This window comes from Rugamonas brunnea, assembly GCF_014042345.1.
Lineage (GTDB): Bacteria > Pseudomonadota > Gammaproteobacteria > Burkholderiales > Burkholderiaceae_D > Rugamonas > Rugamonas brunnea.
In genome coordinates, this window is the sequence record NZ_JACEZT010000003.1 from 237,305 (window position 1) to 261,408 (window position 24,104).

At 67.4% G+C, this 24,104-nt stretch carries 23 protein-coding genes and 1 tRNA gene; 11 read left to right on the forward strand and 13 right to left on the reverse strand.

Annotated features, from left to right (window positions below; translation table 11 throughout):
* Window positions 1-43 precede the first annotated feature (43 nt).
* Both H3H37_RS06815 and H3H37_RS06820 read left to right on the forward strand, forming a co-directional pair.
* Window positions 44-694, forward strand: coding sequence for a LysE family transporter (locus H3H37_RS06815; protein WP_182160887.1), 651 nt, complete (start codon window positions 44-46; stop codon window positions 692-694).
* A gap of 130 nt (window positions 695-824) precedes the next feature.
* Window positions 825-2,897, forward strand: a complete 2,073-nt coding sequence (locus H3H37_RS06820; protein WP_182160888.1) for a DUF6600 domain-containing protein — start codon at window positions 825-827, stop codon at window positions 2,895-2,897.
* Between the two features lie 325 nt (window positions 2,898-3,222).
* Here the strand turns inward: H3H37_RS06820 and H3H37_RS06825 are convergent, their stop codons facing one another.
* A complete protein-coding gene (locus H3H37_RS06825) occupies window positions 3,223-4,842 on the reverse strand; it encodes an alpha-amylase family glycosyl hydrolase (protein ID WP_182160889.1) in 1,620 nt (539 codons plus the stop codon).
* Between the two features lie 250 nt (window positions 4,843-5,092).
* Between H3H37_RS06825 and H3H37_RS06830 the strand changes: the two genes are divergently transcribed.
* Complete coding sequence (locus H3H37_RS06830) at window positions 5,093-6,208, forward strand: SMP-30/gluconolactonase/LRE family protein (RefSeq protein WP_182160890.1); 1,116 nt, start codon at window positions 5,093-5,095, stop codon at window positions 6,206-6,208.
* Window positions 6,209-6,306: 98 nt separating this feature from the next.
* Window positions 6,307-6,603, forward strand: a complete 297-nt coding sequence (locus tag H3H37_RS06835) for a DUF493 family protein (protein ID WP_182160891.1) — start codon at window positions 6,307-6,309, stop codon at window positions 6,601-6,603.
* Window positions 6,604-6,621: 18 nt separating this feature from the next.
* On the opposite strand, the gene H3H37_RS06840 is transcribed toward H3H37_RS06835, so the two are convergent.
* Window positions 6,622-7,524, reverse strand: coding sequence for a transcriptional regulator GcvA (locus H3H37_RS06840; RefSeq protein WP_182160892.1), 903 nt, complete (start codon window positions 7,522-7,524; stop codon window positions 6,622-6,624).
* Between the two features lie 107 nt (window positions 7,525-7,631).
* Between H3H37_RS06840 and yfcF the strand changes: the two genes are divergently transcribed.
* The 5 genes from yfcF to H3H37_RS06870 all read left to right on the forward strand — a co-directional run bounded on the left by yfcF (window position 7,632) and on the right by H3H37_RS06870 (window position 12,157).
* Window positions 7,632-8,255 carry a glutathione transferase gene (yfcF, locus tag H3H37_RS06845; protein WP_182160893.1) on the forward strand — a complete coding sequence of 208 codons (624 nt, stop codon included), beginning with the start codon at window positions 7,632-7,634 and terminating at the stop codon, window positions 8,253-8,255.
* A 225-nt stretch (window positions 8,256-8,480) separates the two neighbouring features.
* The gene (gene lipB, locus H3H37_RS06850; protein WP_182160894.1) at window positions 8,481-9,149 is read left to right on the forward strand and encodes a lipoyl(octanoyl) transferase LipB; all 669 of its coding nucleotides are present in this window, start codon (window positions 8,481-8,483) and stop codon (window positions 9,147-9,149) included.
* 99 nt (window positions 9,150-9,248) lie between these two features.
* Complete coding sequence (gene lipA, locus H3H37_RS06855) at window positions 9,249-10,238, forward strand: lipoyl synthase (RefSeq protein WP_182160895.1); 990 nt, start codon at window positions 9,249-9,251, stop codon at window positions 10,236-10,238.
* 182 nt (window positions 10,239-10,420) lie between these two features.
* Window positions 10,421-10,843, forward strand: coding sequence for a PaaI family thioesterase (locus H3H37_RS06860; RefSeq protein WP_182160896.1), 423 nt, complete (start codon window positions 10,421-10,423; stop codon window positions 10,841-10,843).
* Window positions 10,844-10,852: 9 nt separating this feature from the next.
* Window positions 10,853-12,157: a DUF3034 family protein gene (locus tag H3H37_RS06870; protein WP_375539986.1), complete on the forward strand. Its 1,305-nt coding sequence runs from the start codon at window positions 10,853-10,855 to the stop codon at window positions 12,155-12,157.
* A gap of 30 nt (window positions 12,158-12,187) precedes the next feature.
* On the opposite strand, the gene H3H37_RS06875 is transcribed toward H3H37_RS06870, so the two are convergent.
* The 5 genes from H3H37_RS06875 to H3H37_RS06895 all read right to left on the reverse strand — a co-directional run bounded on the left by H3H37_RS06875 (window position 12,188) and on the right by H3H37_RS06895 (window position 15,799).
* Window positions 12,188-12,709, reverse strand: a complete 522-nt coding sequence (locus tag H3H37_RS06875) for a TlpA disulfide reductase family protein (RefSeq protein ID WP_182160897.1) — start codon at window positions 12,707-12,709, stop codon at window positions 12,188-12,190.
* 80 nt (window positions 12,710-12,789) lie between these two features.
* Window positions 12,790-13,467, reverse strand: coding sequence for a BON domain-containing protein (locus tag H3H37_RS06880; protein WP_229218698.1), 678 nt, complete (start codon window positions 13,465-13,467; stop codon window positions 12,790-12,792).
* Window positions 13,460-14,056, reverse strand: a complete 597-nt coding sequence (locus tag H3H37_RS06885) for a phosphoheptose isomerase (protein WP_182160898.1) — start codon at window positions 14,054-14,056, stop codon at window positions 13,460-13,462. Before H3H37_RS06885 ends, H3H37_RS06880 begins: the two co-directional genes overlap by 8 nt.
* Window positions 14,057-14,112: 56 nt before the next feature.
* The gene (locus H3H37_RS06890; RefSeq protein ID WP_182160899.1) at window positions 14,113-14,463 is read right to left on the reverse strand and encodes a YraN family protein; all 351 of its coding nucleotides are present in this window, start codon (window positions 14,461-14,463) and stop codon (window positions 14,113-14,115) included.
* A gap of 7 nt (window positions 14,464-14,470) precedes the next feature.
* On the reverse strand, window positions 14,471-15,799 hold the full coding sequence (locus H3H37_RS06895) for a penicillin-binding protein activator (RefSeq protein ID WP_311197420.1): 1,329 nt from the start codon (window positions 15,797-15,799) through the stop codon (window positions 14,471-14,473).
* 25 nt (window positions 15,800-15,824) lie between these two features.
* On the opposite strand from H3H37_RS06895, the gene rsmI reads away from it, so the two are divergent.
* Window positions 15,825-16,739: a 16S rRNA (cytidine(1402)-2'-O)-methyltransferase gene (rsmI, locus tag H3H37_RS06900; protein ID WP_182160901.1), complete on the forward strand. Its 915-nt coding sequence runs from the start codon at window positions 15,825-15,827 to the stop codon at window positions 16,737-16,739.
* 126 nt (window positions 16,740-16,865) lie between these two features.
* Window positions 16,866-16,942, forward strand: a tRNA-Pro gene (locus tag H3H37_RS06905).
* Window positions 16,943-17,055: 113 nt separating this feature from the next.
* On the opposite strand, the gene H3H37_RS06910 is transcribed toward H3H37_RS06905, so the two are convergent.
* From H3H37_RS06910 to bioF, 6 genes are all read right to left on the reverse strand, one after another.
* Window positions 17,056-17,976 carry a hydroxymethylglutaryl-CoA lyase gene (locus tag H3H37_RS06910; RefSeq protein WP_182160902.1) on the reverse strand — a complete coding sequence of 307 codons (921 nt, stop codon included), beginning with the start codon at window positions 17,974-17,976 and terminating at the stop codon, window positions 17,056-17,058.
* Window positions 17,977-17,980: 4 nt separating this feature from the next.
* Window positions 17,981-18,913 carry a 2-hydroxyacid dehydrogenase gene (locus tag H3H37_RS06915; protein WP_182160903.1) on the reverse strand — a complete coding sequence of 311 codons (933 nt, stop codon included), beginning with the start codon at window positions 18,911-18,913 and terminating at the stop codon, window positions 17,981-17,983.
* Between the two features lie 12 nt (window positions 18,914-18,925).
* Window positions 18,926-20,980 carry an acetyl/propionyl/methylcrotonyl-CoA carboxylase subunit alpha gene (locus H3H37_RS06920; RefSeq protein WP_182160904.1) on the reverse strand — a complete coding sequence of 685 codons (2,055 nt, stop codon included), beginning with the start codon at window positions 20,978-20,980 and terminating at the stop codon, window positions 18,926-18,928.
* Window positions 20,981-21,083: 103 nt separating this feature from the next.
* On the reverse strand, window positions 21,084-22,127 hold the full coding sequence (gene bioB, locus H3H37_RS06925; protein WP_375539987.1) for a biotin synthase BioB: 1,044 nt from the start codon (window positions 22,125-22,127) through the stop codon (window positions 21,084-21,086).
* Window positions 22,128-22,153: 26 nt separating this feature from the next.
* The gene (gene bioD, locus H3H37_RS06930; RefSeq protein WP_182160905.1) at window positions 22,154-22,918 is read right to left on the reverse strand and encodes a dethiobiotin synthase; all 765 of its coding nucleotides are present in this window, start codon (window positions 22,916-22,918) and stop codon (window positions 22,154-22,156) included.
* 1 nt (window position 22,919) lies between these two features.
* The gene (gene bioF, locus H3H37_RS06935; RefSeq protein ID WP_182160906.1) at window positions 22,920-24,104 is read right to left on the reverse strand and encodes an 8-amino-7-oxononanoate synthase; all 1,185 of its coding nucleotides are present in this window, start codon (window positions 24,102-24,104) and stop codon (window positions 22,920-22,922) included.

Below are 24,104 nucleotides of genomic sequence, written 5' to 3' on the forward strand. Positions count from 1 at the left end.
GGCAGCCAGCATCTTCCACGCGCTTTTTGAATCGGATACCGCCATGAGCTTCACCACCTGGATCACGTTTGTCATCGCCGCCACCATCATTGCCATCTCGCCCGGATCGGGGGCCGTGCTGTCGATGTCGCACGGCTTGTCGTACGGCGTACGCAAGACCAGCGGCACCATCCTGGGCCTGCAGGCCGGGCTGCTGCTGGTGCTGTTCATCGCCGGCGCCGGCGTCGGTTCCCTGCTGCTGGCGTCGGAAATCGCGTTCAACGTGGTCAAGACGGTGGGCGCGCTGTACCTGATCTACCTGGGCCTGAGCCAGTGGCGGGCCCGGGTCAGCGTGGACGCGGACGCGCCGGCGGCGCAGGCGGTGGCCGTGGCGCCTTCGCTGCGCAGGCGCGTGCTGACCGGTTTCCTGACCAATGCCACCAATCCCAAGGGCATCATCTTCATGGTGGCCGTGCTGCCCCAGTTCATCGCGCGCGGCGCGCCCGTGCTGCCGCAGTTGCTGATCCTGGCCGCCACCATGTGCACCATCGACCTGATCGTCATGCACAGCTATGCCTTCCTGGCGTCGTCCATGCAGCGCTTCTTCCGCGACCCGCGCGCCGTGCGCAAGCAGAACCGCTTCTTCGGCGGCCTGCTGATGGCCGTGGGCACGGCGCTGTTCTTCGTCAAGCGGGGCGCGGCGGCGACGGCCTGAGTTTCGGGTGCGCCGACGAATGTGCAAACATTTGTAACCCCGGTATTCCTCATTTGCTGTGCCGCGTTAGATAAACAATGATAAACAGGGCCGTTCCGACGCCGGCGGCCACACGCTTAGGAGCGCCGCCATGAGCCGCAGCACCCTCACCTCCGCCGTCCTCGCCGCGTTGCTGGCCTGGACTCTGCCCGCGCTGGCCGACGATATTCCGGGCCGGGTGGGTCGCATTTCCAGCGTCGAAGGCCAGGTGACGGTGGTGGGCGAAGGCGACCCGGCTGACGCCATGCTGAACTGGCCGGTGACCACGGGCGACCACCTGAGCACGGCCACCGGCGCGCGCGGTGAATTTCGGGTGGGGCCGGCCGCGATCCGGCTCGATGGCGATTCCGACCTGGAAGTGGTGCAGCTGGATGACGACAACGTGCGGCTGCGCCTGAATTACGGCAGCGCCAGCGTGCACCTGCGCGACGGCAGCCTGCTGCGCGATTTTGAACTGACTACCCCGCAGGCCCGCCTGACCCTGGTCGAACCGGGCACGGTGCGGGTGGACGCCGAACGCCTTCCCGACACCACCGTCGTCAACGTGCTGGCCGGGGTGGCGCGGGTGGACGGCGCCGGCAGCCAGCTGGTGCTGCGGGCCGGTCACCGGGCCGAGGTGAGCAGCGACGATGTGCGCACCGGGGAAGCACTGCGCGATGGTTTCGACAGCTGGGCCGACCTGCGCGACCGCCAGTACGAGTCGTCCATCGCCAGCCGTTACGTGCCCAGCGAAGTGACCGGCTACGAGGAGCTGGACCGCTACGGCAGCTGGAGCGACAGCCCCGATTACGGCCCGTTATGGACGCCGCGCGTGGTGGCGGCCGACTGGGCGCCCTACCGCGACGGGCAATGGATCTGGATGGTGTCGTTTGGCTGGACCTGGGTCGACAGCGCGCCGTGGGGTTATGCGCCTTCACACTACGGGCGCTGGGTGATGGTCAACCAGCGCTGGTGCTGGGCGCCGGGACGCTACGTGGGCCGGCCCGCGTGGGCCCCCGCGCTGGTGGGCTGGGTGGGCGGCGATCGGCTGGAAGCGTCGCACCGCGATGGCCGCCGGGGACCCGGTTTGGGCTGGTATCCGTTGGCGCCCCACGAGCGCTATGTGGCCCCGTTCCAGTTGTCGCCCGAGCACGAGCGGCGCCTCGTATGGACCCACAATGGCCGTCCGGCCGAACGCCGCGATGGCCCGCATGAAGGCGTGACCGTGGTGCCGCGCGACCGCTTCGATGCGGGCCACGTGGTGCCGGTGCATGCCAGCCCGCAGGTGATCCTGCCTCCGGCGGTGGTGCGCACCGCGCCGCTGGTGGCGGCCCCTGCCCCGGCCGCGCCCGCGTTCGTGCGCAATGACGGCCGGCGCCGCGGCGACGGCGACGACCGGCGGCCGGAGCGCGGTGGCGCCACGTATGCGCCGCAGGGCCAGACCGTGCAGCCGCAGCAGCGCTGGCAGCAGAATGCCGCACCGGGACAGGTGTTGACGGCGCCCGCGCGCCCATCGTACCCGCAACCGTCGCAGCCGGCGTACCAGCAGCAGCAACAGCAACAGCAACAGCAACAGCAACAGCAACAGCAACAGCAACAGCAGCAGCAACAGCAGTTACAACAACAGCAGTTACAGCAACAGCAGTTGCAGCAGCAACGGCAGCGGCAAGACGATCAGCAGCGGCAGCAGTGGGAGGACCAGCAGCGGCGCCAGCGTCAACAGCAACAAATGCAGAACCAGCAGCAAGCCCAGCCCTTGAGCGCGCAACCGCCTGGCCGCCTGATCGAACCACGTGGCACCCAGCAACCGGCACAGGACGATCGCAGCCGTGAGCGCTTCGAGCGCGGCGACCGGGGCGAGCGCGGTGTCCGTTATGAAGACGGCCGGCGGCAGATCCGGCCGGAAGGCGAGCTAGCGCGTCCGGCCGCCCAGCCGTTCCAGGCGCCGCCCCAGCAGCAACCGGTCCAGCCGCCGCCCCAGCGCGTGGTGGTGCCTCAGCAACCGGCGCCGTCCCAGCCGCAGCAACTCCAGATGCCGGCCCGGCCCGCGCCGCAACCGCAAGTTATGCCGCAGCCACAGCCGCAGCGTGAGCAGGCGCATCCGGGAGGCGGGCGTCCGGCGAACGAGAACGACCGGCGCCGCGATGAAGACCGCGAAAAGCGGGGGCACCAGGTGGAGCGCTGACGGGGCGCGGGTCCGCCATCACGGGCCCATCTTGCATTCCAGTCGGGGAAATCGGCCGTTCAGGCCGCAAATGTTGCCGTTCATCACAAAGTTGTAGCCAAAAACATTACTTTTATATACAGTATGCGTTTTAGGCAACAACGGCGGCAGCGCGGCATGACAGGGAGTTCACTCCCGCAACGCCAGGTCGTCGGGATCGTACCGAGTCTATCCCGACTATTTTCAAGACAGTGAGAATAGTTTTTCAAGCCAGCTTCTCCAGCTGGCTTTTTTTTGTCCGACAATCTGGGGCGGCGCGCTTATCCCGGCCTGCGGCCGCTCGCGCTCACGCTGTTCCGGCCAGCGTTCCGATTACCCAGCCATACGGCCCCAGTTTAGCGTGTTCATCCTGCCAGCCTGATGCGTAGAGAGGGCTGACGGGCACCCGTCCGGCATCGAGCGTCAGCGTGGTTGACGACATATTGGCCAGCACCACGATCTGTTCGCGCTGGTCGGTGCGGGTGAAGCCGATGGCGCCGGGCGGCAAGTTGTCCAGGAACGCCGTCGCGCCGGTACGCAGCGCGGTGTGGCGACGGCGCAGATGGATCAGGGTCTGGTAATGTCGGTACAGCTCGCCATCGAAGGCTTGCCAGTCGAGTTGATAGGGGTTGAACAGGACCGGCCAGCCAGTCCAGGTCGGCTCATCGAATTCCTGCCCCATCAGGAGGTGCGGTACCCCATCCAGGGTCAGCATCACGGCGGCGGCCGGTCGGTGGGCGGGGCGGCCCAGGAAGTCGGAGGCGCGGCCCTGCTCCTTGTCTTCCAGCCAGCGCATGCGCAGCGCCCCGCGCGGGAAGCTGAAGGTTGACTCGTTCCAGTAGCGGGCGAAGGCGGTGCCATCCGCCCCACCCTGGGCGCAGCGCCGCAACATCTCGCGCGTGCCGCCCTCGTAGGTCAGGTCGCAGGCGGCCAGGTGGTGAAATTCGTCATAGGACTGCGAGATCAGGGCGATGTCCGGCCGCAGCGCCGCTAGGTCCGCGCGGATCTCGTCGAGGAAATCGCAGGGGGTGATGTCGCTATCGTCGAAGCGCAGGCCATCAAAGCCGAAGCGCTCGATCCAGCCGCGCATGCTGCCGATCAGGTAGCGCCGCAGGGCGCGGTCGGTGAAGTCGAAGCCGGCGAAGTAGTCGCGCTCGGGGACGGCGTAATAGATGCTGCCGTCGGCGCGCCGCGTGTACCAGTGGGGATGCGTGCGCGTGAATGGGTGGTCCACGCTGCTGCGGTTGAGCGTCCAGTCCAGCAGCACGCGCATGCCGCGCGCGTGCGCGGCGTCCACCAGCGCGCGCAAGGCAGCCGCGTCGCCCAGGGCCGGATCGATGGCGTCGAAATCGCGCACCGCATACGGGTCGCCCAGTGTGCCGCGCCGTCCTTCGACCCCGATCGGTTGGATGGGCATGATCCAGAGGATGTCGGCGCCTAGTTCGCTCAGGTAGCCGAGTTTGGCGCGCACGCCGTCGAAGTCGCCGCCGAAAGCGGGCACCGACAACTGGTAGATCACGCCATGGCGCAGCCAGTCCGGGCTGGCCAGCGCCGCGCGCGCGTGCAGCGGGCCGGGCGCGGCGGCGCTCAAGCCAGCCTCGCGCATCAGGACGGCGCCCGTTTCATCCACCGTCAGGCAGGAGTTGTTCTGGCCGTCTTCCGAGAGCCAGGGGTTGGCGGGGTCGGCAATCCAGTCCCTGCCGTCGATGACGAGTTTGTAGAGGTGCCGCCCGGCCGGGATGGGCAGCGTGGCCTGCCAGCGCGTGGGCGCCACGTATTCCAGCATGCAGGCGTCGCCCACCCAGCTGTTGAAGGTGCCCGCCAGCGCGACACTGCAGGTGCCGGGCGCGGCATCGAAGACAAAGCGCACGCCGCCGGGAACGGCATGCGGCAGCATGGCCGGGTCGGCGCGAAACTGCAAATCCACGGTGATCCTTTCTGAGAGGCGGGTTGGCCGACGTCCACGCGCTGCGAGGTGGGTAGCAAATTCCCCATAGTGCTGACAATGCGGTATCGTGTAATTTAACTACATGAGTATAAAAAAGTAAACGCCACACATTGATGTTGCCAGCCAATCCATATGCTGTTGTCTTTGTGGTAGTCGTATTGCTTGGTAATTTGGTTACACGCTGTGAGTGTCATTCCCCAACATGCTATTTTTCAGACAATATGCCGTCATGAAGAGAGCTACATTGCTGCCTATCCTCCTTGCGCTGCTGCCCGCCGCCTATCTCAGCCTGTGGCCGGTGCCGATCGAGCCCGTCGCGTGGCGGGCGCCACCGGCGCCCGGGTACGTGGGCGTGCACGCCGTCAATACCCGGCTGGCGCACGCGCACCAGATCGACCTGCACGGCGAAGTGGGGCCCGAGCACGTGGCTGCCGGCCCCGACGGCAAGCTGTACATGGGCGTGGTCAGCGGCCACGTGCTGCGCATGGATCCGGACGGCAGCGCCCAGCAAGTGTTGTGCGACACCGGCGGGCGGCCGCTGGGCCTGGCGTTCGACGCCGGCGGCCGGCTGCTGGTGGCCGATGCCGTCAAGGGCTTGCTGTCCGTCGATGGCGACGGCAAGGTCACGGTGCTGGCCGACGCGGTGGATGGGGCGCCGATCCGGTTCGCGGACGGCGTCATCGTCGCCCCCGGCGGCAAGGTGTATTTCACGGACGCGTCCATGCGCTTTTCGCCCGGCCCCTGGGGTGGCACGCTGGAGGCTGCCACGCTGGACGTGCTGGAACAATCGGCCACGGGACGGGTGCTGGAATATGATCCGCTGGCCCGCGCGGTGCGCGAGGTGGCCCACGGCCTGAGTTTCGCCAACGGCATCGCCTTGAGCGGCGACGGCCAGGCGCTGTACGTGGGCGAAAGCGGCCGCTACCGGGTATGGCGCATCGCCGCCACCGCATCCCGGCTCGACCTGGCCCAGCCATCGGCCCAGGCCCACGTGTTGCTGGATAACCTGCCCGGCTATCCGGACAACCTGACGCGGGGCGCCGATGGCCGCTTCTGGCTGGGCCTGTCCGGCCCGCGCAACGCGCTTGATGCGATGGCGCCCTGGCCGGCGCTGCGCCGCGTCATGCTGCGCTTGCCGCGTGCGCTGTGGCCTACGCCCAAGCCCTACGGCCACGTGCTGGCCTTCACGGAGGACGGCGCCGTGGTGGCCGACCTGCAGGATCCGGGCGGCCACTCGCCTACCACGACCGGCGTGACGGAGCTGGCCGGCCGCGCCTACATCCACAACCTGGACGGCCGGCATCTGGACTGGCTGGCGTTGCCGCCGCCCGCCGCGCCCCGGTAGCGCCTGGCGGCGGCGCACATGGCACTGGTAATTCCCGGATTAGCTACAATATGCGGGTGAGCGCCGCGTTGGCGCGCACGTTTTTTATATTGATTGGAATGACCATGGCAGCGACGATCCCACCCAACATCCCTCCATCGGAGTCCCTCATCGAGTACCCGAGCGACTTCCCGATCAAGGTGATGGGCTTGACGCATGTCGAGTTCACCACCACGATCCTGCAGGTGGTGCAGAAGCACGACCCGACCTTCCATGAAGGCAAGCTGGAGGCGCGTCCCTCGGCCAAGGGCAATTACACGGGCCTGACGGTGGTGGTGCGCGCCACCAGCCGCGAACAGCTTGACGCGCTGTACACTGAACTGTCGGGCCATCCCATGGTCAAGGTGGTGCTGTAAGCCACAGTTGTGCTGTGATCAGCCGCCCTGCTGCTGCCGGAATTTGTCGATTTCGGCCAGCAGCCAGGCGCGGAACGCCTGCACCTGCGGCTTGGCGGCCGCCGCCGGCGGGCTGACGAAGTAATACTCATCCGGGCACGGCGTGGCGATGTCGAACAGCCGCACCAGCTGGCCCGAAGCAATTTCCTGCATTGCCACCACATGGCGCACCAGCGCCACGCCATTGCCGTCCACGGCCGAGCGCACCAGCATCGACAAATCCTCGAACATCACGCCGCCCGACGGTTCGGCCATTGCCAGGCCGGCCGCGTGGAACCATGGCGTCCACGGCTCCACCGAGCGCAGCAGGCAAGCCTGTTCCAGGTCGGCCGGCGTGGTTGGCAGGCGCCCGCCCCGGTACGCGGGGCTGACCACCGGATAGTAGACATCGCCCATCAGCCGCTGCACCACCATGCCCGGATAGTGGCCGCGGCCAAAACGGATACCGACGTCGACCGCGTCGCGCACCAGGTCCTGCAACTGGCCGCTCGCTTGCAGCACCACTTCCACGTCCGGATGCTGCTCGATGAACTGGCCCAGCCGGGGCGCCAGCCAGCGCGCCGCGAACGAGGGGATCGACGACACGGTCAGGCGCCGGCTGGCGCTGGATGGCCGCAGCGCGTCGGACGCCGTGGCGATGTCGCTGAAGGCCTTGGCCAGCTGGCGCGCGAAGCGCAGGCCATCCGCCGTCACTTTCACGTGGCGGCCATTGCGCACGAACAGTGGCGTGCCCAGTTCCTCCTCCAATGCCCGCACCTGGTGGCTGATGGCGCCATGGGTCAGGTGCAATTCCTCGGCCGCGCGCGAAAAATTCTGGTGGCGGGCTGCCGCCTCGAAGGCGCGCAGGGCGGAAAAATTGGGCAGGCGATGCGGGCCGGACATGGTTTTATGTGAATAAAATTAGCTACAGTTGCCAAAATATATCGTTATGTCATCAGCATCGCAAGGCTTACCATGTGAAATCCATTCAATCAGCATACGGAGCCTTCATGTCTTTCAAACTGGTCGTCGACAGCCTGTTCGCCAGCCCTTATGCCATGTCCGTGTACGTGGCGCTGACCGAGAAGGGCCTGCCCTTCAGCCTGGAAACCATGGACCTGGAGGCCGGCGTGCATCGCCGCCCGCCCTACCGCGACCTGGCGCTGACGGGCCGCATCCCGGCCCTGGTGCACGACGGCTTCGTGCTGACGGAGTCGAGCGCCATCACCGAGTACCTTGATGAAGCGTTCCCGGCGCCGCAATACACGGCCCTGTATCCGCAGGAGATCCACCGCCGCGCCCGTGCGCGCCAGTTGCAGGGCTGGCTGCGCAGCGGCCTGATGCCGCTGCGTGTCGAACGCGACACGGAGTCCGTGTTCTTCCGTCCCACCAATGTGCCGCTCAGCGCCGAAGCGCAACTGTGCGCCGACCAGGTGATCCGCGCTGCCGAGCAACTGGTGGACGGCGCCCACCTGTTCGGCCAGTGGAGCATCGCCGACACCGACCTGGCCATGATGCTGCAGCGCCTGATCGTGAACGGCGACCCGGTGCCGCCGCGCCTGCGCGACTACGCGGACGCCCAGTGGCAGCGGCCGTCCGTGCAGCGCTGGCTGGCCCACCACCAGCCGAACTGAAGGGCACCCCGCAGCAACACATGCGTCGTTCCCGCGCAGGGGGAATCCAGGCACTGCCTGAATTCCCCCCATGCTGAGCCCTTGAGGACGCGGCCAATGGGGGGGCCAGGCAATGCCCGGATTCCCGCTTGACGGGGCAGGCAGCCTGGAATGCCGGGCTGGCTTATAATGCGGGGTTCCGGTTTCCCGCCGTCCGGCTCCGAAGCCAGCCTGCAGCCTGTCATTATGTCCACACTCCAAGCCGAACCGGCGCTGATCCGCCACCTGGGCCGCGCCGACTATGAACCGACGTTCGCGGCCATGCGCGCCTTCACGGACGCCCGCACGCCCGACACCCGTGACGAATTCTGGATCGTCGAGCACCCGCCCGTGTTCACGCTGGGCCTGGGCGCCGACCGCGGCCACCTGCTGGCCGGCGCCGATTCGATACCTGTGGTACAGACTGACCGTGGCGGCGAAGTGACCTACCACGGCCCCGGCCAGGTCGTGATTTACCTGCTGATGGACTTGCGCCGCAACAAGCCGGGCGGCAAGCTGTACGCGCGCCAATTCGTGCATAAAATCGAGCAAGCGATCATCAACGTATTAGCGGCGTATAATCTCGCAGGCGAGCGCGTCGAAGGCGCGCCCGGCATCTACATGGCCGACGGGCCGAAGAAGGGCGCCAAAATCGCCGCCCTCGGCCTGAAAGTGCGCGGCAACGGCTGCACCTACCATGGCTTGTCGCTCAACGTGGCGATGGACCTGGCGCCGTTTTCCTGGATCAATCCTTGTGGCTATGCCGGACTGGAAACGGTCGACATGCGCTCCATGGGCGCGGCGGCCGAACTGGCCGACGTGCAGCAGGCGCTGGCCGGGGAACTGGTGCGCGTACTGGCGCACACTGAAACATAAGCAAGGTGGCGCCGCAAGCGCACCGCAAGCAGGCAATCCTGCACAACAGGCAAGCCGATCTCGAATAACCAACCACCGCCCCTGTGGGCACGCAGCCAAATGACGACTCCAGATACCAACTCCACCGTCGCCCCCGCTTACAACCCGAGCGAAAAGCAAAAAGGCGCCAGCAAAACGGCGCGCATTCCGATCAAGATCGTGCCGGTCGAGCAGGTGGAGCGGTTGAAGAAGCCGGACTGGATCCGCGTCAAGGGCGCCTCCGCCTCGACCCGCTTCTACGAGATCAAGGACATCCTGCGCGAGAACAAGCTGGTGACCGTGTGCGAGGAGGCGAGCTGCCCCAACATCGGCGAATGCTTCGGCAAGGGCACGGCCACCTTCATGATCATGGGCGACAAGTGCACCCGCCGCTGCCCGTTCTGCGACGTCGGCCACGGCCGTCCGGACCCGCTGGACCAGAACGAGCCGGCCAACCTGTCCAAGACCATCGCCGCCCTCAAGCTGAACTACGTGGTGATCACCTCGGTGGACCGCGACGACCTGCGTGACGGCGGCGCCGGCCACTTCGTCGAGTGCATCCAGCACACGCGCAACCTGTCGCCCAAGACCCAGATCGAAGTGCTGGTGCCGGACTTCCGCGGCCGCCTGGAAAAGGCGCTGGAGCTGTTCAAGGACGGCCTGCCGGACGTGATGAACCACAACCTGGAAACGGTGCCGCGCCTGTACAAGGAAGCGCGTCCCGGCGCCGACTATGAGCACTCGCTTAAGCTGCTCAAGGACTTCAAGGCCATCTACCCCGACGTCAAGACCAAGTCCGGCCTGATGGTCGGCCTGGGCGAGACGGACGAGGAAATCCTGCAGGTGATGCGCGACATGCGCGCGCACGACATCGACATGCTGACCATCGGCCAGTACCTGGCGCCATCGAACAGCCACCTGCCGGTGCGCCGCTACGTGCACCCGGACGTGTTCAAGATGTTCGAGGAAGAAGCGTACAAGATGGGCTTCAAGCACGCCGCCGTGGGCGCCATGGTGCGCAGCTCGTACCACGCCGACGTGCAGGCGCATAACGTGCTGGCCGGCGAATAAGCGCCACCGCGCCGCGCCGCAATCACAAGGCCGCTGATGTCAGCGGCCTTTTTTGTATGCGTTGATCCGCAGTTCTTGGCGCGCCGGCAACGCGCCTGAATAAAAGTTGCTATCATCGTTGCGACCCGCTGGCGCGCGCCGGCGTGCATCGTCCACCCGCAACCGATACCCACCGAGTCGCCATGAACGACAATAAATTCACTCCCGCCTATTTCAACGCATTCGGCGTCGGCACCCTGCCGGCCCACCTGGGCATCACCGTCACCGACGTGCGCGAGGGCAGCGTGACGGCGGAATTCGAGGTCACGCCGCAGCACCTGGCGCCCAACGGCTACCTGCACGCGGGCAGCGTGGTGACGCTGGCCGACACGGCCTGCGGTTACGCCTGCGTGGCCCACCTGCCCGAAGGGGCTGCCAGCTTCACCACCATCGAATTGAAATCCAACCACCTGGGCACGGCGCGCGAAGGGACGGTGGTGGCCACGGCCACCGTGGTCCACCTGGGCAAGACCACCCAGGTGTGGGACGCCACCGTGCGCAACAAGGCCAGCGGCAAGACCATGGCGCTGTTCCGCTGCACGCAAATGCTGTTGTATCCGAAATAAGGAGGCGACATGGGGTGTTCGATTTCACGGGCCGGACTGGCCCTGCTGCTGCCGGCCGCGCTGGCCACGGCGCAGCCGTCCGCGCCGGACGATGCCGTCTACCGTGGACTGGGCGGCCAGGAAGGCATACACAAGATCGTCGCCAGCTTCATTCCGCTGGTGCTGGCCGATCCCAGGATCCGCGACACCTTCGAGGATTTCGACATGGAGCAGCTGGCCAAACGCCTGGGCGAGCAGTTCTGTGAAGTGAGCGGCGGCCCCTGCACCTACACGGGCAAATACCGCGACAAGACCATGGACGGCGTGGGCACCGTGCGCGACATGGTCACCGTGCACCAGGACCTGAAGATCACCGACGCCCAGTTCAACGCGCTGGCCGAGGACCTGCAAGTGGCCATGGCGCGCAACCAGGTGCCCAACGGCGTGGCCAACCGCCTGATCGCCCGGCTGGCGCCGATGCGGGCCATGATTGTCACCGCCCGCGCCGATACGGGCCGGCCAGACTTGGGCAAGTTCCTCGCCACGGGCGGCGTGAGCCAGCTGGAAGGCGCGGCCGGCGGCGGCCTCACGCCGTGGGCCCTGATCGGCGGCTACGGCACCCGCGACAGCTGGGGCGCCAACGCCCATTACACTTGGGTACGCACGCAGGATTACGCATTGGGCAGCGGCGGCGTGGCCGTGGGCCTGGCCGACCGGCTGGAATTGTCGCTGGCCGAGCAGACCTTCACAGGCAGCCTGGCGCCGCTGGACAGGCTCCGGCTGCGCCAGGACATCCTCGGCCTCAAGCTGCGCGTGGCCGGCGATGCCGTCTACGGGCAGGACAGCCTGATGCCGCAGCTGGCCATCGGTGTGCTCTACAAGCGCGACAAGGGCGTGGGCGGCCTGGGTGCGCTGGGCGTGACGGACGTGCGCCAGCTGGGCGCGCGCGATGACCACGGCTACGATTACTACGTGGCGGCCACCAAGCTGCTGCTCGAACACAGCCTGCTGTTGAACGGCACCGTGCGCGCCACCCGCGCCAACCAGATGGGCCTGTTGGGCTTTGGCGGCGACCGCGGCGACAGCATGCGCCTGATGCCGGAACTGTCGCTGGCCTGGCTGGCCGACCGCAAGCTGGTGCTGGGCGTGGAGTATCGCCGCAAACCGCACAACCTGGGCGTGGACAACGAGAAGGCGTATTACGACGCGTTCGTGGCCTGGTTCCCGACCAAGCAGGTGTCGGTGACGGCGGCCTACGCGGTGCTGGGCGATATCACCGTATTCAATCCGGTGCGCCAGCGCGGCCCCTACCTGTCACTGCAGGCGGGTTTCTGACGTAAAAAAGGAGCCGGCGGCTCCTTTTTCTTATCCCTGCAGGGCTTTTTCCAGCAGCTTGTGCAGGGCCGGGAATTCCGGCTGGCCCACGTAGCGCTTGAGGATCTTGCCATCCTTGTCGATGACGAAGGTGGTGGGCGTCATGGCCACGTTGCCGTAGGCCTTGGCGGCGTCGCCGGCCACGTCCAGCGCCACCTTGAACGGCAACTGGCGCGTTTCGGCGTAGTTGACGACGTAGTTGGGCGGGTCGTCCTTCATGGCCACGGCCACGAATTCCAGTCCCTGCGACTTGTATTTATTGTACGTTTCCACCATCTGCGGCATCTCGGCCACGCAGGTGGCGCACGAAGTCGCCCAGAAATTGACCATCACCACCTTGCCATGCAGGCTCTCCGGCGAAATCTTCTCGCCCTTGATGCTCATGAACGTGACGGCGGGCGCGCTGCTGCGCTGGTTCAGCGTGGCGTAGGCGGCCAGGCCGGCGCCGGCCAGCAGCACGGCGGCCAGTGCGGGCTTGAGCCAGGCCTTGGAGGAGGAAGTGGTCGCTTGCATGGTCAAAATGGGGCAGCTAAGTAATGTACGGGCCATTATAGACCCGTATTCTTAAGCGTGCCTTGCGGGACGTTGCGGCCTTACTGGCCGCCGCCCTGCGCCGCCTGGGCCGGCGTCGGCTTGGGCTGGTAGGTCTTCCATTCCTCTTCCGAGATGTATTCGAACACCTTGACCACTTTGGTCACGCCGCTCACGCCGCGCGCGACTTCGGCCGCGATGGTGCCTTCGCGCTGGGTCACGCGGCCCATCAGGAATACGGCGCCGCGCTCCGTCACCACCTTGAAGGTGTTGGCCGAGATGTCCTTCTGGTCCACCAGGCTGGCCTTGACCTTGGTGGTGATCAGGGCGTCGTTGGAGCGCGAGGTGAAGCTGCTCAGGCCCGCGACTTCCAGCTCGTTCACGGTCGAGGCCACGCCTTCGATGCCGCGCACTTCACGTTCGACCTGTTCCTTCATGGCCTGGTCGCGCACCTCGCCCGTCAGCAGGGCGCGGCGGTTGAAGCTGTTGATGTTCACGTGGCCGGCGTCGCCCACCAGGTTGTGGACCTTGATCTCGGCCTTCACGACGATGGCCTGGTCTTCCGTCTGGGCGCCGAAGGTGCGGCGGTCCGAGGCGGCCACGGTGCCGACCACGGCGCCGCCGACCATCATTTCCACGCAGCCCGACAGGGTGGCCAGCATGGCGCCGCACAGCAGCGTCATGGCCAGCGGGCGTTGCCAGCGGCGGCCGGCGCCCGCGTTGATCAGTGGCTTACTCATTGACGTCTCCTCCGAACAGGGCGACATCGATGCCGTCGCAGATGCAGTGTATGGTCACCAGGTGCACTTCCTGGATGCGGGCCGTGCGGTCGGCCGGCACGCAGATGTGGACGTCGGCGTCGGTCAGCATCTTGCCGATGGCGCCGCCGCCCTTGCCGGTCATGGCCACCACGCGCATCTCGCGCTCCAGCGCCGCCTCGATGGCCGCCATCACGTTGGCCGAATTGCCCGAGGTGGACAGCGCCAGCAGGATGTCGCCGGCCTGGCCGAACGCCTGCACCTGCTTGGAGAAGATGTCGCGGTAGCTGTAGTCGTTGGCCACGGCCGTCAGGATCGAGGTGTCGGTGGTCAGCGCCAGCGCCGGCAGCGGGAAGCGTTCGCGCTCGAAGCGGCCCACCAGTTCAGCCGCGAAGTGCTGGGCATCGGCGGCCGAACCGCCGTTGCCGCACACGAGGATCTTGTTGCCGTTCGAGAGTGCGGAGAACATCATCTCGATCGCCTGCGAGATCGGCTGGGCCAGCACGGTGGCCGATTGGATTTTGAGTTCGGCACTTTCGTGGAAGTGCGACAGGATGCGTTGAGTATTCATAGTCGGCGATTATAGTGCAATGGCCGTGCCCGCCCCACAAGCGCTGAAAAAAATGCTTACATTTGCAGCACATTGCGCAGCCAGCGCAACTGGCCGCCGTCGATGGCCACCACGTCGAAGCGGCACGGCGGCAGCGGCGCGCAGCGCAGCAGGTAGACCTGGGCCGCGCGCACCATGCGCTGCTGCTTGCGCGCGGTGATGCTGGCGGCAGCCCCGCCGTGGCGTGTGTCGGCCCGGCGCCGCACTTCGATAAACACCAGGTGGGCGCCGTCGCGCATGATCAGGTCGATCTCGCCGCCCTTGCACAGGAAATTGCGGGCCACCAGCGCCAGGCCGTGCCGGGTCAGGTGGGCCAGCGCCTCGTCCTCGCCCTCGCGGCCCAGTTGCTGGCGCTCGGTGCGGGCCATGGCGCGCTCACGGCGCCACGGGCTGCGGCACGCCGTTCTTGTAGACGGCGGCCTGCTCGATGCGCTCGAAACTGGCCGGCCCGAGGCCGAAGCTGACCGTCAGGCGGCCCGTCACGCCATCGAGCTGGAAGCGCACACCGGCATGGTGGCCGATCTCGCGCGCCACGCGGTAGGCGTCGATGCCCAGTGCGTACAGCCGTTCCAGGTCGGCCGCGCCGGGCTTGCGTTCCTCGGATTGGGGCGGATGGGGATAGACCATCACGGCCGGATGGTCGGCTTGCAGTTGCCACGGCAGGTCCAGCAGGCGCACGCCGTCCAGCTCCTGGGTGGGGAAGTTGCTGCCGTTGCCGGGATTGAGCGAGGAGGTGCCGTAGATGGGCGGCTGCTCCGGCAGCGCGCCTTCGAGTGCGCCGCGCAGCTGGCGGGTCTGGGCCGCGTCCAGCGCCGCGAACAGCAGGCCGGGTGCGTCGGTCTGCAGGCGCGCGCGTAGCTGCACCAGTTCCGGGTCGTTCAGGTAGCCGTTGGCCGCGCCCAGTTCCACCGTCCTGACGGCCAGGCCCTGGCGTTGCCACTGGCTGGCGAAGGCGGTGGCGATGCGGCGCTGCCACGGCGTGCTGGTGGCCAGCACCAGCGCGCTGGCGCCCGGATGTTCGCTGGCGGCCCAGTTGGCGGCCTGGCGCGCCTCCTCCTCGATCGACAGGCCCATGGCCAGCATGCGGGGCGGCAGCGGCGACTGGCCGGGATTGCCGTAGCCTTCGGGCGTGTTGAGGGCGATGGTGGGCTTGCGCAGCAGCGGGCTGGCGGCCAGCGCGCCGACGGCGGAGCGGCCCAGCGGACCGACGATCAGGTCCGCCTGCTCCTGGGCGCTGGCGTAGGTGGCCAGCACGTCGCTGGTGGCGTCGCCGGTGTCGGCCACGGTGACGGTGACGCCGTCGCGGTCGCGCTCCCAGGCGGCCAGGAAGCCGGCTTTGACGGCGGCGGCGGCCTGGCCCAGCGTGTCCGAGCGCAGCGGCAGCAGCAGCGCCACGCGCAACGGCGTGTTGGAGGGGATGGCGTCCATGTCGGCCGCCGGCGCGGTGGCCTGCCCGTTGGACAGCGATGGCATGGCGGTGCCCGCCGTTTCGGACTGGCCGGCGGCGCCGGGCATGGCGATGGCGAAGGTTTCCACCCGCGCCGGCGGCGGTGCGGGCGCGGGACGTGGCGCCGCGACAGGCGCGGCCGGCGGGCTTGCCGGGCTTGTAATTGAGGTGATAGGCGCGCACAATCGCCCGGGCGCGTCACAGGGCGTGCTGCAGCCGGCCAGTCCGGCCGCCACGCCCAGCAACAGCAAACTCACACTTTTAGCCAGCATCCTACCCCCAATGACCGTACACGATTCCAGCACCATCGCCACCCTGCCCGTGATGGGCGAAATGGCGCACCAGACCTATCCTAGCGCAACATTGTATGTAGTGGCGACGCCGATCGGTAACGTTACTGATATTAGCTTGCGCGCGCTGCATGTCTTGAGCCTGGTCAACGCGGTGGCGTGCGAGGACACCCGCAACACGGCCCAGCTGATGACCCGCTTCGGCCTGCACAAGCCCCTGATCGCGGCCCACCAGCACAACGAGCGCGAGGTGGCCGACACCCTGATCGCCCGTTTGCAGGCCGGCGAACGGATCGCGCTGGTGTCGGACGCGGGCACGCCGGCCGTGTCCGACCCGGGCGCGCGCATCGTGGACACCGTGCGCGCGGCTGGCTTGCGCGTGTTGCCGTTGCCGGGCGCCTCGGCGGCGGTCACGGCGCTGTCGGCCAGCGGGCTGGTGAACGACCAGTTCTACTTTGTCGGCTTCTTGCCGGCCAAGGCCAAGCAGCGCGAAGGGTTCTTGCAGTCGCTGCGGAGCGTGACGGCCACCATGGTGTTCTACGAGGCGCCGCACCGCATCCTCGACTGCGCCGGCGCGCTGGCGGCTGTGTTCGAACCGGAGCGGCAGGTGGTGTTCGCGCGTGAGCTGACCAAGATGTTCGAGGAAATCCACCGCTGCCCGTTGTCCGAGGCCGAAGCGTGGATCAAGGCCGACCCGCACCGCGAGAAAGGTGAATTCGTCGTGCTGCTGGCCGGCGCCCCGGCCGCCGACGAGGCGCAGGACGCGGAGGCCGAGCGCATTTTGTCCATTCTGCTGGCCGAATGCCCGGTCAAGCAGGCGGCATCGCTGGCGGCGCAGATCACGGGGCGCAAGAAGAACGCGCTGTACGAACTGGCATTGAAGATGAAGGCGGACGGTGGCGAATAAGCAGGCTTTGTGTGGCATTAAGCTTGAAATTTCTGCCATTTCACCTTGAATTATTCGCGCCATGGTACATACTGTTTGCCACGCCCCTTGACGGATCGCACATGAACCGGTATGATTCTCTTTATTCGGAGTGTAGCGCAGCCCGGTAGCGCATCTGGTTTGGGACCAGAGGGTCCAAGGTTCGAATCCTTGTACTCCGACCAAAATTTAAAACCCCGTGTGATGGCGACGTCACACGGGGTTTTTCCTTTTCCGAAGCCAGAAAGCGGGTTTGGGGTCTGACCCAGAGGGTCTGACCCCGGTTTGAGATGCCGGTTTAAGCCGCCCGCTTGGCGGCGATGGCGTTGCCGGCCCGGCTGGCGCCTTTGCGGCCCAGGAATTGCGAGATGAACTGGCCGGCGTCGACCACGATGTCGAGGTCGATGCCCGTTTCCACCCCCAGCCCCTGCATCATGTACAGCACGTCCTCGGTGGCCACGTTGCCGGTGGCGCCCTTGGCGTACGGGCAGCCGCCCAGGCCCGAGACGGACGAGTGGAAGATGGCGATCCCCACTTCCATGCTGGCGTAGATGTTGGCCAGCGCCTGGCCGTAGGTGTCGTGGAAGTGGCCCGACAAGCCGTCCACCCGGAACGCAGCGATGGCGCGCTCCATCACGGCTTGCGCCTTGCGCGGGGTGGCTACGCCGATGGTGTCGGCGATGTCGATCTCGTCGCAGCCCAGGTCGCGCATGCGGCCCACCACGTCGGCCACGGCGTCCAGCGGTACCTCGCCTTGATACGGGCAGCCGAACGCGCAGCTGATGCTGCCGCGCAGGCGCAGGCCGTTGTCCTTGGCGGCCTTGGCCACGCCTTCAAAGCGGGCGATCGATTCGGCGATCGAGCAGTTGATGTTCTTTTGCGAGAACGCCTCCGAGGCCGAGCCGAAGATCACCACCTCGTCGGCGCGCGCGGCCAGCGCCGCCTCAAAACCCTGCATGTTGGGCGTGAGGGCCGAATAGATCACGCCCGGCTTGCGCGTGATCGCGTCCATCACTTCGCGGCTGGTGGCCATCTGCGGCACCCACTTGGGCGAGACGAACGACGCCGCTTCGATGTTGGGGAAGCCGGCGCTGGTGAGGCGGTTCACCAGCTCGATCTTCACGTCGGCCGGGACGTTTTCCTTCTCGTTCTGCAGGCCGTCGCGCGGCCCCACTTCGACGATCTTGACTTGCTTGGGCAGGCTCGCTTGCTTGTTCATGTGTTCAATATCCCAGGTTGCGGTCGACGATGCCGTCGACCAGTTCGCCGTTTTCGATCTTGCGGATTTTTTCCGCGATCTGCTGCACGCTTTCGCGGCGCAGCGTGAGCGCGGAGATGTGCGGCGTGATGGTGATGCGCGGCTCCTGCCAGAACGGGTGCTGGGCCGGCAGCGGTTCGTTGCGGAACACGTCCAGCGTGGCGCCGGCGATGTGGCCGGCCTTGATCAGGTTGAGCAGGTCCGGTTCGGCCAGGTGGGCGCCGCGCGCCACGTTGATCAGGTAAGCCCCTTGCGGCAGCTTGGACATGTTGCTGCGGTCGATGATGTTGCTGGTGTCGGGTGTGAGCGGCAGCATGCACACCAGCACGCGCGTGCCGCGCAGGAAGGTGTCCAGCCCGGTCGGGCCGTGGTAGCACTGCACGCCGGCCACGTTCTTCTCCGTGCGGCTCCAGCCGCGCAGCGGGAAGCCGAACGGCGCCAGCGCCTTGAGCACCTGGCCACCCAGCGCGCCCATGCCCAGCACGCCCACCGTGAAGTCCTCGCGGTGGTATTGCGGCAGCGGGGCCCAAGTGCCGGCGCGGGCCTGGCTTTCGTACTCGTCGAAGCGGCGGAAGTAGCGCAGCACGGCGTGCGCCACGTATTCGGCCATCTGCGCGCCCATGCCGGCGTCACCCAGGCGGATGATGGGCACATGGCGCGGCAGCGCGTCGCCGAACTTGAGCAGCGCGTCCACGCCCGCCCCCGTGTTGAAGATGGCCTTGACGTCGGCCAGTTCGGGCAGCATGGTCTCCGGCGGCGCCCACACGACGGCGTAGTCGCACGGCGGGGATTTCTCGCCCGCGTGCCAGATCGCGATCTCGGCCTCCGGCAGGAATTTGCCGAAGTCCTTGATCCACGGCTCGGTCTTGCCGTCCGCGCGGTGCAACAGGATGCGCATGATGCCCTCCGCTTACGCCGCCGCCTTGAAGGCCAGCAGCGGCGCGCCGTCCGCGACCTGGTCGCCGACGTTGTACAGGATTTCTTCCACCAGGCCGTCATGCGGGGCGGCGATGGTGTGCTCCATTTTCATCGCTTCCATGATCACCAGCGCCTCGCCCTTCTTGACGTCCTGGCCCTTGGCGGCCAGCACGGCCACCACCTTGCCCGGCATGGGCGCCGTCAGGCGGCCGCCCTCGGCCTCGCTTTCGCCGGCGTGGGCCATCGGATCATTGTAGTGCAAGGGATAATGATGACCGCCCGTGAACACGTGCAGCAGTTCGCCGTCGCGGCGCACGGTGCCATGCACGGCCGTGTCGCCCAGCTTGATGCTGAGGTCCGAGCCGTCCTGCTGCATCAGGCTCAGCACCTGCGGTTCGCCGCCGTCGCGCGCGAACAGCCAGTCCGTGGCGCGGTAGGTGACGGCCACGCCGTAGGCCTTGGCCGGCAGCGCGGCCGCGTAGTCGTCGCTGAACGACAGCGCGCGCGCATACGGGAAGTTCATGCGCCAGCCCAGCGCCTGGCCCCACGGGTCGGCGCGGTTGGCGCCCGACTGGGCGGCCGCGGCGTCCTTCTCCGCTTCGATCAGGGCCACGGCGGCCAGCGCCAGCGCGGCCGACGGCGCCGAGTGGGCGGCCGGGAACAGGCTGTCCTGGTTGCGTTCGATCAGGCCCGTGTCCAGGTCGGCGCCGGCGAAGGCGTCGCCTTCCACCAGGCGCTTGAGGAAAGCGATGTTGGTGGCCAGGCCGACGATCTTGTACTGCGCCAGCGCCTGGGCCATGCGGGCCAGCGCCTGCTTGCGGTCGGCGCCCCACACGATCAGCTTGGCGATCATGGGGTCGTAGAACGGCGAGATGGCGTCGCCCTCGCGCACGCCCGAGTCGATGCGCACGGCGGCCGGCACGCCGGTGCCGGGGGCCCCACCCAGTTCAAAGGTGACGGCGGCCGGAGTGTCCATGTGGCGCAGCGTGCCGATCGAGGGCAGGAAGCCCTTCTCCGGGTTCTCGGCGTAGATGCGGGCCTCGATGGCGTGGCCGTGGATGGCCAGTTCCTGCTGCTTGCGCGGCAGCGCTTCGCCGAATGCGACGCGGATCTGCCATTCCACCAGGTCGGTGCCGGTGATCATTTCGGTCACGGGGTGCTCGACCTGCAGGCGGGTGTTCATCTCCATGAAGTAGAACGAACCGTCCTGGTTGGCGATGAATTCCACCGTGCCGGCGCCCACATAGCCAACGGCCTTGGCGGCGGCCACTGCCGCCTCGCCCATGGCGGCGCGGCGCTCGGGCGGCATGTTGGGCGCTGGCGCTTCCTCCAGCACTTTCTGGTGGCGGCGCTGCACCGAGCAGTCGCGCTCGAACAGGTAGATGCAGTTGCCGTGGGTGTCGGCGAACACCTGGATTTCGATGTGACGGGGGCGCAGCAGGTATTTCTCGGCCAGTACCTTGTCGTCGCCGAAGGAGCTGATCGCTTCGCGTTTGCACGAGGCCAGCGCCGCTTTGAAGTCAGCCGCGTGTTCGATCACGCGCATGCCCTTGCCGCCGCCGCCGGCCGAGGCCTTGAGCAGCACCGGGTAGCCGATGCGGTCGGCCTGGGTCTGCAGGAAGTCGGCGTCCTGCTCGTCGCCGTGGTAGCCGGGCACCAGTGGCACGTTGGCCTGTTCCATCAGCGACTTGGCGGCGGACTTGGAGCCCATGGCGCGCATGGCCGACGCGGGCGGGCCGATGAACACCAGGCCGGCGGCGGCGCAGGCGTCGGCGAATTCGGCGTTCTCGGACAGGAAGCCGTAGCCGGGGTGGATGGCCTGGGCGCCCGTGGCCAGCGCCACTTCGATGATCTTGTCGCCGCGCAGATAGCTTTCCTTGGCCGGGGCGGGGCCCAGCAGCACGGCTTCGTCGCACACGGCCACGTGCTTGGCGTTGGCGTCGGCCTCGGAATAGACGGCGACCGTTTTGATGCCCATGCGGCGGGCGGTGGCGGCCACACGGCAGGCGATTTCACCGCGGTTGGCGATCAGGATTTTTGTGAACATACGTCTCCTCTATTCAGCGCGTGGCTGGGGTTGTTTTTAGAGCCTGCTGCGAACCAGGGGCAGGCCCGGGGGCTGACCCTTGATCCGCGTACGTCGTTTTCGCTTAGCAGCCGCACTTCTCTTTCGGCGCCGATTCGAGCACCGTGCCGCGGGTTTTCAGGCCCAGCTTGGCCAGCAGCGCGCGGTCGTCCTCCGCTTCCGGGTTGCCGGTGGTGAGCAGCTTGTCGCCGTAGAAAATCGAGTTGGCGCCGGCCAGGAAGCACATGGCTTGCACGGCCTCGCCCAGCTGCCGGCGGCCGGCCGACAGGCGCACGCGCGCCTTCGGCATGGTGATGCGGGCCACGGCGATGGTGCGCACGAATTCCAGCGGGTCCAGCGGGTCCAGGCCGTACAGCGGCGTGCCTTCCACCTGCACCAGGTGGTTGACGGGCACCGATTCCGGATACGGGTTCAGGTTGGCCAGCTGGGCGATCAGACCGGCGCGCTGCAGGCGCGATTCGCCCATGCCGACGATGCCGCCGCAGCAGACCTTGAGGCCCGCTTCACGCACGCGGCCCAGCGTGTCCAGCCGGTCCTTGTATTCGCGGGTGGAGATCACGTTGTCGTAGAACTCGGGCGCCGTGTCCAGGTTGTGGTTGTAGTAATCGAGGCCGGCGGCCTTCAGGCGCAGCGCCTGTTCTTCCTCCAGCATGCCCAGCGTGGCGCAGGTTTCCATGCCCAGCGCCTTCACTTCACGCACCATCTCCTCGACCTTGTCCATGTCGCGCTCTTTCGGGCTGCGCCAGGCGGCGCCCATGCAGAAGCGGGTGGCGCCGCTGGCCTTGGCCTGCTTGGCCGCGTCCAGCACAGTGTCGATGTCGAGGATCTTCTTGGCCTCGACGCCGGTGTCGTAGCGGGCCGCCTGCGGGCAGTAGCCGCAATCTTCCTCGCAGCCGCCGGTCTTGATCGACAGCAGCGTGGCCAGTTCCACGTCGCCGTCCGGGAAGTTGGCGCGGTGGGTTTGCTGGGCCTGGAACATCAGGTCGTTGAACGGCAGCTCGAACAGGGCCAGCACGTCGTCCACCGGCCAGGTGGCGGCGGCCGGCAGCGTGATGGGTGCCGTGGGGCGGTGCAGTTCGACGGTTTTCGGTTCTTGGGTCAGGGACATCGTGTTTCCTTCTACGGTCAATCAGGTTAGGCAGCCGGCCAGTTGGGCAGCTTGGTAAAGTCCAGGTATTCGGCGGCGGCGGCGGCCGATGGTTGCGCCAGGCGCGGCACGCGGCCCAGCAGCGGCGCCGGGATGCGTTCCTCCAGCGCGGCGATGTTCTCGTCGATGAAGGCCATGTCGGGGTCGACCTCGTTGGCGACCCAGCCGGCCAGCATCAGGTTGCGGTTGGCGATCGCCTCCACCGTCAGCAGCGCGTGGCTGATGCAGCCCAGGCGCAGGCCCACCACCAGCACCACGGGCAAATCGAGTTGCTCGGCCAGGTCGGCCGTGTCGAATTCTTCGTTCAGGGGCACGCGGAAGCCGCCCACCCCTTCCACCACCACCGCGTCCGAGGCGGCGCTCACTTCGATGTAGGCGGCCAGGATGGGCACGGGGGAGATGTATTCGTCTTCCAGTTCGGCCGCGATATGGGGCGCGGCCGCTTCCTTGAGCAGGAAGGGCGTGGTCAGCTCCTGCGGCAGCGAGACGTTGCCGGCCGCGATCAGCTGGTCGGCATCTTCGTTGTGCCAGCGGCCGTTGCGCAGTTCGGCGCCGGCCGCGATGGGCTTCATGCCGCAGGCGCGCACGCCGCTTTGCACCAGCGCGTGCAGCATGGCGGCCGAAATCAGCGTCTTGCCGATTTCCGTGTCGGTGCCGGTGGTGAAACAGGCGAAGCGGGGGCGCGCGCCGGCGGCCGCCGGTGCGGGCTGCACCTGCGGCGTGGCGGCCAGAACGGGGTCGTCCAGACTCATGTCACATCCTTTCCAAGGCATTGATGGCGTTGATCAGCGTCGCCACGTCCGCGTGGGTGTGGCCGGCCGACAGCGTCACGCGCAGGCGCGAGGTGCCCGGCGCCACCGTCGGCGGGCGTATCGTGCCCACCCACAGGCCCTGCTCGTACAGGGCGGCGCCGGCGCGCATGGTTTCGGCGTTGTCGCCGATCAGAATCGGCTGGATCGCCGTGTCCGAGGGCAGCCGCTGCCAGCGCGTCAGGCGCAGGCCATCGTTCAATTGTGCCACCAATGCCTGCAGGTGTGCGCGTCTTTGCATGCCTTCCGGGCCTTCCAGCAGGTCCAGGCTGGCCAGCAGCGCGTGCGCCAGCGCGGGCGCGGCGGCCGTGGTGAAGATGTAGGGGCGGGCTTTTTGTATTAACGTTTCGATCACGGTTTCGTGGGCCGCCACGAAGGCGCCGCCCACCCCCGCCGCCTTGCCCAGGGTGCCCATGTAGACCAGGTACGGCGATTGCAGCTTGAAATGCTCAAGCGCGCCGTGGCCATGTTCACCCAGCGTACCGAAGCCGTGGGCATCGTCCACCACCAGCAAGGCGCCGTACCGTTCGCACAACGCCAGCAGGGCCGGCAGGTCGGCCAGGTCGCCGTCCATGCTGAACACGCTGTCCGTGACCACCACCTTGGTGCTGGCGGTGCTGGCTTGCAGCATGGCGGCCAGCGCCTCCAGGTCGGCGTGCGGGTAGACCTGCACGGCGGCGCGCGCCAGCCGGGTGCCGTCGATCAGCGAGGCGTGGTTCAGCGATTCGGAGAAGATGGCCGCGTCGCGGTCGCCCGCCGTCAGGCCCGAGATGATGGCCAGGTTGGCCATGTAGCCGGTGCAGAAGTACAGTGCGCGCGGGCGCTCCAGGTGGGCGCCGACGAATTGGGCCAGCCGGTCCTCCAGCTGGGCGTGGGCGCGGCTATGGCCGGAAATCAGGTGCGAGGCGCCGCTGCCGGCGCCGTACAGCCCCGCGCCCTCTTGCAGCGCGGCGGCCAGCGCCGGATGGCTGGCCAGGCCCAGGTAGTCGTTGCTGCAGAAGGCCAGCAGCTCGCGCCCGTCCACGCGCACGCGCGGCCCGCACGGCGAGTCCACCACACGGCGGGTGCGCACCAGGCTTTGTTGGGCCAGCGTTTGCAGCTGGGCGTCCAGTCGGTTCAACAGTTCCAT

Bases quoted from the DNA above. Each gene is read 5' to 3' on its own strand.
- H3H37_RS06815 (WP_182160887.1), top strand. From the start codon at position 44: ATGAGCTTCACCACCTGGATCACGTTTGTCATCGCCGCCACCATCATT.
- H3H37_RS06820 (WP_182160888.1), top strand. From the start codon at position 825: ATGAGCCGCAGCACCCTCACCTCCGCCGTCCTCGCCGCGTTGCTGGCC.
- H3H37_RS06830 (WP_182160890.1), top strand. From the start codon at position 5,093: ATGAAGAGAGCTACATTGCTGCCTATCCTCCTTGCGCTGCTGCCCGCC.
- H3H37_RS06835 (WP_182160891.1), top strand. From the start codon at position 6,307: ATGACCATGGCAGCGACGATCCCACCCAACATCCCTCCATCGGAGTCC.
- H3H37_RS06840 (WP_182160892.1), bottom strand. From the start codon at position 7,524: ATGTCCGGCCCGCATCGCCTGCCCAATTTTTCCGCCCTGCGCGCCTTC.
- yfcF (WP_182160893.1), top strand. From the start codon at position 7,632: ATGTCTTTCAAACTGGTCGTCGACAGCCTGTTCGCCAGCCCTTATGCC.
- lipB (WP_182160894.1), top strand. From the start codon at position 8,481: ATGTCCACACTCCAAGCCGAACCGGCGCTGATCCGCCACCTGGGCCGC.
- lipA (WP_182160895.1), top strand. From the start codon at position 9,249: ATGACGACTCCAGATACCAACTCCACCGTCGCCCCCGCTTACAACCCG.
- H3H37_RS06860 (WP_182160896.1), top strand. From the start codon at position 10,421: ATGAACGACAATAAATTCACTCCCGCCTATTTCAACGCATTCGGCGTC.
- H3H37_RS06870 (WP_375539986.1), top strand. From the start codon at position 10,853: ATGGGGTGTTCGATTTCACGGGCCGGACTGGCCCTGCTGCTGCCGGCC.
- H3H37_RS06875 (WP_182160897.1), bottom strand. From the start codon at position 12,709: ATGCAAGCGACCACTTCCTCCTCCAAGGCCTGGCTCAAGCCCGCACTG.
- H3H37_RS06880 (WP_229218698.1), bottom strand. From the start codon at position 13,467: ATGAGTAAGCCACTGATCAACGCGGGCGCCGGCCGCCGCTGGCAACGC.
- H3H37_RS06885 (WP_182160898.1), bottom strand. From the start codon at position 14,056: ATGAATACTCAACGCATCCTGTCGCACTTCCACGAAAGTGCCGAACTC.
- H3H37_RS06890 (WP_182160899.1), bottom strand. From the start codon at position 14,463: ATGGCCCGCACCGAGCGCCAGCAACTGGGCCGCGAGGGCGAGGACGAG.
- rsmI (WP_182160901.1), top strand. From the start codon at position 15,825: ATGACCGTACACGATTCCAGCACCATCGCCACCCTGCCCGTGATGGGC.
- H3H37_RS06910 (WP_182160902.1), bottom strand. From the start codon at position 17,976: ATGAACAAGCAAGCGAGCCTGCCCAAGCAAGTCAAGATCGTCGAAGTG.
- H3H37_RS06915 (WP_182160903.1), bottom strand. From the start codon at position 18,913: ATGCGCATCCTGTTGCACCGCGCGGACGGCAAGACCGAGCCGTGGATC.
- H3H37_RS06920 (WP_182160904.1), bottom strand. From the start codon at position 20,980: ATGTTCACAAAAATCCTGATCGCCAACCGCGGTGAAATCGCCTGCCGT.
- bioB (WP_375539987.1), bottom strand. From the start codon at position 22,127: ATGTCCCTGACCCAAGAACCGAAAACCGTCGAACTGCACCGCCCCACG.
- bioD (WP_182160905.1), bottom strand. From the start codon at position 22,918: ATGAGTCTGGACGACCCCGTTCTGGCCGCCACGCCGCAGGTGCAGCCC.
- bioF (WP_182160906.1), bottom strand. From the start codon at position 24,104: ATGGAACTGTTGAACCGACTGGACGCCCAGCTGCAAACGCTGGCCCAA.